Origin of the sequence: Edaphobacter aggregans DSM 19364 (genome assembly GCF_000745965.1) — a bacterium.
GTDB classification, from domain to species: domain Bacteria; phylum Acidobacteriota; class Terriglobia; order Terriglobales; family Acidobacteriaceae; genus Edaphobacter; species Edaphobacter aggregans.
On the sequence record NZ_KN050792.1, the window covers coordinates 1 to 6,787 of the forward strand.

Here is a 6,787-nt window from a genome sequence, read left to right on the forward strand (position 1 = left end):
CCACAAGATCACCATCAAGTGGAAGTTCACAAGGAAGCTGGCACGCCTGAAACTGAACTACTCATTCAAGCGGTCACAGTACTAGTCCCGCCATAGTGCGCTCACGGATCAGTTCCCTCTCAAACTCTGCCAGTGATGCGAAGACGTGAAAGATCAAGCGTCCTGCGGCATGGCTCGTATCGAACTTCTCCTTCAGCGAGACGAAAGCGACCTTGCGCCGCTGGAGAGTATTCACAATCTCCAACAAGTCGGCTAACGATCTTCCCAGACGATCGAGACGCCAAACTACGAGCGTGTCTCCCTCATCCAGCCGCTCAAGGCATCGGGTCAGCTCGGGCCGATCGACATTCCGCCCACTGATCTTCTCTTCGTAAATCCTTTTGCAACCGGCTTTCTTCAGCTCCGCGAGCTGTGCCGCGTTCGTCTGGTCGTCCGTCGAAACGCGTGCGTATCCAATCACCATGAGAAAAAGATATCACAAATCATGTCATATTCTATTTGTTTGTGACGTGAGTTGTGGCATGATTTAGAAGGATTCAGAACTCGTATCAAAAGACGGTCCAGAAACGTTCCATAAACCGTCGTTTTTGATATCCGATCACAGAGCAGGAGGATTCACATGAATATACCGCGCATCACGCCGCTCGATGATGACACCGCTCCGTTCGACTCCAACGAATTCGACGCGGGCTATCTCGCCCGCCTTTCCGGTGAACCACAGTGTCGCGGAGCAACACGAGGCTGGCGAGCTGGCTGGGCCGATGCTGACGCGGGATGCCGCAGCTCGCAGGAGTCCTCGTTCAGGCGGATAGCCTAACAAAGGAACAGCTATGAGGCGTAAGAAGGTCCTAGTCTAGAATGGGTGTCTAAAAGGCTTTCAAATTCCGAAAGGTGAAGCCACAGTCGTCGACAGCATCCAATTAGCTGGAGATGTCTCCATGTCGAATCAAATTAAATTGTGCGCATTTTCTGATCACCTTCGACGGGACGAGGGGCGAGATCCCTACGCGGTGTCCTGCTCGATCGTAGGAGAGAGCTGATGGGCTTTCTTGGAGTGACCCGCAGATTCGCGAGTAAGGAAGATCTTACGTCTGCTCTCATCATGGGAGGGATTTCCTTGGCTCACTACGGAAGAGCGGTCGGCACAGTGGACAGAGCTCCAGGCGAGATTAGTGATTTACGGCAAATTTCCCGCAGACTCTGCGCATCACTGCCCTACTAGTTCCACACTTCGAGAGAGACTGTCCTCGTTCCAAACGAATGCTTCTGTTCCTTACTGCACTACCGAGAAGCTCTCGTGCAGTGTGGCTGTCGAACTGTTGCCGACCCATACGTCGAAGTTGGAAGATTCTGCAACCCATCCGTTCTTTGCGGCGCTCCAATAGGTTCGCTCCGCGGGGCCGACCGTGAAGCTGATCTCCTGTTTTTGCCCAGGCTGCAGCGTGACACGACGGAACCCCTTCAACTCACGAACAGGTCTCGATGCCGAACCGAATCGCTGATGGAGATAAATCTGCACCACTTCGTCGGCTGCTCTTGCGCCAGTATTTGCAACCGTGACCGTTGCCGTGATCGAACCGTCAAGGGGAGCGGTTTTAGTGCTTAGGCGAAGATCGGAGATAGAGAAGGTCGAATAGCTCAACCCATAGCCAAAGGGGTAGAGAGGTGAGGTTGGAGCATCCCAATAGCGAGAGGTAAATTCGGGCGAATCATAAGGCTTATGCGACGTCGTATGCGCGTAATAGATTGGAATCTGACCAACAGCGCGGGGCCACGTGACCGGCAGCTTGCCGCCGGGTACCGCATCACCCACCAGAAGATCAGCAACTGCATTCCCAGTTTCCGTGCCGCCGAAGTAGCAATCCATAATCGCTGGGATATGTTCTGAAGCCCACGAAAGATCGAGCGGCCGGGTGCTGAAGAGCAGCAACACGATAGGCTTACCGAGCGCTTGAATCTTCTCGAGAAGCTCCTGTTGCTTGCCGGGAAGGCTGAGCGACGAACGTGAGGAGTACTCGAAGTCCATGATGGTTAGCTCTCCAAGGGCCATGATCACCACGTCGGATTTCCCGGCTAGCTGGAGCGCGCTCTTCATCTGACGATCCGCCTCTTCTGGTGTCCAGGGCGTCTGTATCTTCGGACCAATAAGCCCATCGAACGAGGAGGGGAATGCCTTGGCTATTTGCACGCCCCCTGCATAGGCCACTTGGGAGCCAGGAAGTTTTGCGCGGATACCTTCGAAGACAGAGACTGCGTCTTCTGCTTTTGCGGTCAGGCTCCACGGCCCGTTCATGTCGCCTTTGCTGTTGCCGAGCGGTCCAATCACGGCAATTCGCTTTGTCGTCTTTGCCAGCGGCAGAAGATCGCCTTCGTTCCGAAGCAATACAACAGAACGCGTGGCTGCAACTCTCGCTATCTGACGATGCTTCGCTAGCATCTCAGCGTGGGTCTGTTCGGTAGCATCCGCATAAGGGTTCTCAAAGAGTCCAAGACGATACTTCGCAACCAGTATGGGGCGGACGAGATCATCGAGCTGGGTAAGGGTGAGTTGCCCTTGATCGAGCAGAGATTTCATGCGCTCCAAATAGGTTGCGCTCCCCATATCCATATTCACGCCGGCCGTAGCCCCACGTAGCGCCGCGTCCGTGCTGTCGCGTGCGAAGCCTTGCGTGACCAGACTGCCGACGGCAAAGGCATCGCTCACCACGAATCCTTTGAATCCCAATTCTGTTCGCAGAATATCCCGTAGAAGGTGTATGTTGCCGCTCGCGGGAACGTCGTTTAGGTCCATGTACGCGCTCATGACGGTGTCCGCGCCCGCTTCCACTCCTGCACGAAACGGAGGAAGGTAGACGTTCTGCATCCGCTCTTCCGGAATGTAAACAGCGTCGTAGTCCCTGCCACCTTCCGCAGCTCCGTAACCCGCGAAATGCTTCAAGGTTGCCATGAAGGGCCGCGGATTCTCTGGCGTTCCTTGAAAACCTCGTACCTGAGCGCGTGCCATTGCCGCGCCAAGATAGGGATCCTCACCCGCTCCTTCGGAGATCCGGCCCCATCGCGGGTCTCTTGCAATGTCCAACATCGGTGCAAAGCTCCAACGCAGCCCGGCATGGGCCGCTTCTTCCGCGGCGATCCCCTGCGCTTGTTCGGCCATTGCCGGATCCCAGGAGGCAGCCATAGCCAGAGGTACGGGAAATTCCGTATCAAAGCCGTGAATCACGTCGAAGCCAAAAAGGATTGGAATGTGCAAGCGCTGCTCGGTCATTGCGATCTTCTGTAGACGATTGATCTCCTTTGGGTCGGTGAGGAACAGAAAGGAGCCGACCTCGCCGCGACGCACTCGGTCTTCGTAGGCCACTGGATCGATCTTCATACCGGTAATGGGAAGCTTTAGGTAGAAGGGCTGGTTCAGTTGACCAATCTTCTCCTCAGTCGTCATTTCCTTCAGAAGCGCGTTGGCACGATCTGTATCGTTGCGCGAAATGGGGGCTTGGGCTTCTGCTGTTCCGGAGAGAAGCAGGCCGATAACGCTAAAGCAGAGACAGACTCGCAACTTAGCCATAGAAATCTCGTGACGAGTATCATCGATCAACAACATGATGGTGTCCAATCCTTCAGATTTCTCACCTGATTACGGCGGAGCACTGACGAGTACCGACAAACGCCCCAGTGTCCGATTTTCCTGCCCCGACCGGATTATGTTATCCCGGTACACTGATGGCCGACTTGTAGAGACTGTAAGCACGGTACTCAGGCTCGCTCGACGCCGCTTCCACATAGTCTTGGTGACAACGGTTCGTGTGATGTCTAAAATTGCGCTGTCTCTTTAGCCACGCAAGCACATGGGGCTTGCAGGAGCTTGCCTATGCCCCGCCCTCTTTGTCTGCTTATGCTGTGCCTCTTGCCGCTCGCCGTGGAGAATCAGGCACAGAAGACACAGACGAGCACAACGCACCGTTCCACGGCGGTAGACCCTCGCGTCGAGATGTCGCTCCGCGATGGATGGCACTTCAAACTGGGACCAGAATCTACGACAGAGCTCCACGCTGAACCGGATGCGACATGGACAACCGTTAGCGTGCCACACACCTGGAACCGTGTGGGCTACTACAAGGACGCACCCGCGTCCCACATCAACACCGCGCAGAACGTGGTAACCACGCAAGGCGTCGGCTGGTACAAGCTCGTCTTCACGCCTCCAGCGAACGTGGCTGGTATGGAAAGCTTTCTGCAATTTGACGCCGCAAGCCGCATCGCAACCGTCTGGTTGAACGGAACCACGCTTGGCACGCACCGGGGAGGCTTCTCGCGTTTTCGCCTGGACACCACGGCAGCACTTAAGCTGGGCCAGGAGAACACGCTTACGGTGAAGGTTGACAACACGAAACCCGCGCTAGGAAGCTGGACCGCCGACGTGTTGCCGCTTACCGGAGACTTCTTCGTGTACGGCGGTTTATATCGTCCAGTAAGCCTCGTCTTCACCAGGAAGACGCACCTTGATCTGATGGACTACGGCTCCTCCGGTGTCTATGCGAAGACGACGTCCGTCGCGTCTGCCGGAGCGCAGGTGCAGGTGCGCGCACGCGTACGCAACGACAGTGAGCAAAGCAGCACCGTTCTGCTTCGAACCCTGCTCGTTGATGCGAACGGCAAGGTCGCGGCACAACAAGAGCAGTCCGTCACCGTGGCCCCAGCGAGCGTCGTAGAGAGCACCGTCAACGTCGCTGTGCCGCATCCGCATCTCTGGCAAGGTGTGGAGGGTCCTTATCTGTACCGCCTGGTGGTTGAACTCTCAAACAAGTCCTCCCAACTCGTCGATCGAGTCTCGCTCCCCTTCGGCATCCGGCAGGTTCGCTTCGATCCGGATCAAGGACTGTTCCTCAACGGAAAACACGACGCCGTCCACGGCGTCGGCTATCACCAGGATCGTGAAGGCAAAGGTTGGGCGTCGGATCCGGAGGACATTGCCGCGGACGAGGCGATGATGCGTGAGATGGGGGTGACCGGCATACGCCTCACCCACTACCAGCACGGCCAGCCGATTCACGACCTCGCGGACCGCGACGGACTCGTGCTCTGGGACGAGATTCCCCTGGTAAGCCAGTGGACGTTGGGCGAGAGCCTCCAACCGACCGAAGCGCTTCGTGAGAACGCCCGCCAGCAATTGCGCGAGCTCATCGCGCAGGACTTCAATCATCCCTCGGTCATCACCTGGTCCATCGGCAATGAGATCGATTTTGGAAACAGCATACCGGCCTTTGTGGGGAACAAAACAGGCGCCGTTCCTGATCCCCTGCCCTTACTCAATGAGTTGAATCAGTTGGCGCACGAACTGGACCCAGGCAGGCCGACAACACTGGCGACTTGCTGTGAGCGAATACGCTACGCACCCGATACTGTGGTGCCCATCACGGCCTCGGTCACCGACCTCTCCGGTGCGAACCGCTACTTCGGCTGGTACTACGACACGCCCTCCGACTTGGGCCCTCATCTTGACGCCCTGCACCACACCCGGCCCGCACAGCCCATGGCGGTAACGGAATACGGTGCCGGCGGCGCTGTCTCGCTGCACTCTGACAATGCGCTCGGTGGCCCGGAGTCGCGCAACCGGCCCCAGGCGGAAGAATACGAATCCCACATTCACGAACAGAACTGGTCCACGCTGCGCAGCAAACTGTACCTATGGGGTACGTTTCTCTGGAATTCCTTCGACTTCGGAAGCACTACTCGCAGCGAGGGCAATGCCCAGGACATCAATACCAAGGGCATCGTTACCTTTGACCATAAGTATAGGAAGGACGCGTACTTCTTTTACAAAGCCAACTGGACGGCGACGCCAACGGTGCACATCAACTCCAGGCTTTACACCGAGCGAGCCTACCGGATAGCAGATGTGCGGGTGTACAGCAACGCGCCAAAGACCTCGCTGAAAGTCAATGGAAAGCTCATTGGAGTGCTTGCAGACTGCCCGGATCGCATCTGTGTCTGGAATGGCGTCGTCCTTAGCCCTGGTGCCAACAACAGCATCGCAATTGGCTCCTTCTCCAAGGGAGATGTAGAGGATAGAGTTCAGTGGCATCTTTCCGACGTAGCCGCGAAGAATACTTTTATCGATTGCGGCGCGCTGGTTGCTGGCACAAGCCCGGACAAACGCTTTGGATCGGATACGTTCTTCGAGGGCGGAACGGCGCAGGTTATCTCCGGTCCGGGAACTCGGGGCAGAGCTCCGGCTCCGCCGTCAATGGCTGGGACCAGCAGCCCGGAGGTTGCGGCCACTTACCGTGCCGGTTTTTTTACCTATCGTGTTCCCGTCGCTGATGGTCCGCACAGCGTAGTGCTCACGTTCGTGGAGCCGTCTCTACATCCCGGCGACCGCATCTTCGACGTTTTCGCGAACGGGCAGAAGATTGTGGCCAATCTGGATGTGGCAGCGGCCGCGGGAGGTGCGCTGACCGCGTATCAACAGCGTTTCGAAGTGAATGCCAGGGATGGCATGGTGATTCTTGAGTTCAGACCGACCAAAGGAGACGCGGTTGTCTCCGCGATTGAGCTGCAATAGCGTCGCAAGTGGGCCGAGCCTGTGCCACCTTCTGACGGTGATTTGCGTCTCGTTGATCTTGGCCAGTCTTAGTTGGTTTTTGCGGCTAGTACTGTGACCGCTTGAATGAGTAGTTCAGTTTCAGGCGTGCCAGCTTCCTTGTGAACTTCCACTTGATGGTGATCTTGTGGCGGTTTGCACTGCGATTCCAGGCTTTGGCTTGGCGGCGGAGGGTGACGATATCCCCGA

At 56.7% G+C, this 6,787-nt stretch carries 4 protein-coding genes; 2 read left to right on the plus strand and 2 right to left on the minus strand.

What is annotated here, in order from left to right:
• Positions 1-73: 73 nt before the first annotated feature.
• A complete protein-coding gene (locus Q363_RS34970; RefSeq protein ID WP_051979782.1) occupies positions 74-463 on the minus strand; it encodes a recombinase family protein in 390 nt (129 codons plus the stop codon).
• A 156-nt stretch (positions 464-619) separates the two neighbouring features.
• On the opposite strand from Q363_RS34970, the gene Q363_RS34975 reads away from it, so the two are divergent.
• Entirely contained in the window at positions 620-817 is a 198-nt protein-coding gene (locus Q363_RS34975) for a hypothetical protein (RefSeq protein WP_035359785.1), read from the plus strand.
• 456 nt (positions 818-1,273) lie between these two features.
• On the opposite strand, the gene bglX is transcribed toward Q363_RS34975, so the two are convergent.
• Positions 1,274-3,562: a beta-glucosidase BglX gene (gene bglX, locus Q363_RS34980; protein ID WP_084081075.1), complete on the minus strand. Its 2,289-nt coding sequence runs from the start codon at positions 3,560-3,562 to the stop codon at positions 1,274-1,276.
• A gap of 303 nt (positions 3,563-3,865) precedes the next feature.
• Between bglX and Q363_RS34985 the strand changes: the two genes are divergently transcribed.
• Positions 3,866-6,559 (plus strand): glycoside hydrolase family 2 TIM barrel-domain containing protein, encoded by a 2,694-nt coding sequence (locus tag Q363_RS34985; RefSeq protein WP_245632677.1) that lies wholly within the window; start codon positions 3,866-3,868, stop codon positions 6,557-6,559.
• Positions 6,560-6,787 lie beyond the last annotated feature (228 nt).